At 69.4% G+C, this 1,762-nt stretch carries 1 protein-coding gene; it reads right to left on the bottom strand.

What is annotated here, in order from left to right:
• Positions 1 to 1,758: an acetyl/propionyl/methylcrotonyl-CoA carboxylase subunit alpha gene (locus tag B7P34_RS35840; RefSeq protein ID WP_106682274.1), complete on the bottom strand. Its 1,758-nt coding sequence runs from the start codon at positions 1,756 to 1,758 to the stop codon at positions 1 to 3.
• Positions 1,759 to 1,762: the final 4 nt, after the last annotated feature.

Raw genomic sequence — 1,762 nt, 5'->3', positions numbered from 1 at the left:
TCAGTCCTTGATTTCGCAGATGACGGCGCCGGAGGAGACGGAGGCGCCGACTTCGGCGGTGATGCCCTTGACGGTGCCCGCGCGGTGGGCGTTGAGGGGCTGTTCCATCTTCATCGCCTCAAGGACCACGATCAGTTCGCCTTCGGCGACTTCCTGGCCCTCCTCGACCGCGACCTTCACGATCGTGCCCTGCATCGGCGAGGTCAAAGCGTCACCCGACGCGGCAGAGCCGGCCTTCTTCGCCGCCCGCCGCTTGGGCTTCGCCCCGCCCGCAGCCGCCGTCCGCGCCAGCGTCATCCCCAACGACGACGGCAAAGACACCTCCAGGCGCTTGCCGCCGACCTCGACGACCACGGTCTCGCGGCCCTCGGCCTCACCCTCCTCCTCCGACACACCCGCACCGGTGAACGGCTCGATGGTGTTGGTGAACTCCGTCTCGATCCACCGCGTGTGCACCGAGAACGGATCCGAGGTGAAGGCCGGGTCGGCCACCACGGCCTGATGGAAGGGGATCGCGGTCGCCATACCCTCGACCGTGAACTCCCCCAGCGCACGCGCAGCACGCTGCAGCGCCTGCTCACGCGTCGCACCCGTGACGATCAGCTTCGCCAGCAGCGAGTCCCACGCCGGACCGATCACACTCCCCGACTCCACACCCGCATCCAGGCGCACGCCCGGACCGGTCGGAGGGTCGAAGCGGGTGACGGTGCCGGGAGCGGGCAGGAAGTTCCGGCCCGGGTCCTCACCATTGATACGGAACTCAAAGGAGTGACCGCGCAGCGGCGGGTCGTCGTAGCCGAGTTCCTCACCGTCCGCGATACGGAACATCTCCCGCACCAGGTCGATGCCGGTGACTTCTTCGGTGACGGGGTGTTCGACCTGCAGACGGGTGTTGACCTCCAGGAAGGAGATCGTGCCGTCCTGCCCGACGAGGAACTCACACGTGCCCGCGCCCTCGTAGCCGGCCTCGCGCAGGATCGCCTTCGACGCGGCATACAGCTGCGCGTTCTGCTCGGCCGACAAGAACGGCGCCGGGGCCTCTTCCACCAGCTTCTGGTGACGGCGCTGCAGCGAGCAGTCACGGGTGGAGACCACCACGACGTTGCCGTGCTTATCCGCCAGGCACTGGGTTTCGACGTGGCGGGGCCGGTCGAGGTAGCGCTCGACGAAGCACTCCCCCCGCCCGAACGCCGCCACCGCCTCGCGCACGGCGGAGTCGTAGAGCTCGGGAACCTCTTCCAGAGTGCGGGCGACCTTCAGGCCGCGGCCGCCGCCACCGAACGCCGCCTTGATCGCGATCGGCAGCCCATGCTGCTCGGCGAACGCCACCACCTCTTCCGCCCCGGAGACCGGGTCGGGGGTGCCGGCGACCAGGGGGGCGCCGGCGCGCTGGGCGATGTGACGGGCCGCCACCTTGTCCCCCAGGTCCCGGATCGCCTGCGGCGGCGGGCCGATCCACGTCAGCCCCGCGTCCAGGACCGCCTGCGCGAAGTCGGCGTTCTCGGAAAGGAACCCGTACCCGGGGTGAATGGCATCCGCGCCGGACTCGGCGGCCGCGGCGAGGACCTTGGCCACATCGAGGTAACTCGTCGCCGGGGTGTCACCACCCAGCGCATACGCCTCATCAGCAACGCGGACATGCAACGCGTCACGGTCCGGATCCGCGTAGACCGCCACACTGGCAATCCCGGCATCCCGGCACGCGCGAGCAACGCGGACAGCGATTTCGCCACGGTTGGCGATGAGCACCTTGCGCACGATG

Source organism: Streptosporangium nondiastaticum (genome assembly GCF_003011965.1).
In the GTDB taxonomy this organism is placed as follows: domain Bacteria; phylum Actinomycetota; class Actinomycetes; order Streptomycetales; family Streptomycetaceae; genus Streptomyces; species Streptomyces nondiastaticus.
This window is presented reverse-complemented; position numbering and strand designations above follow the sequence as displayed.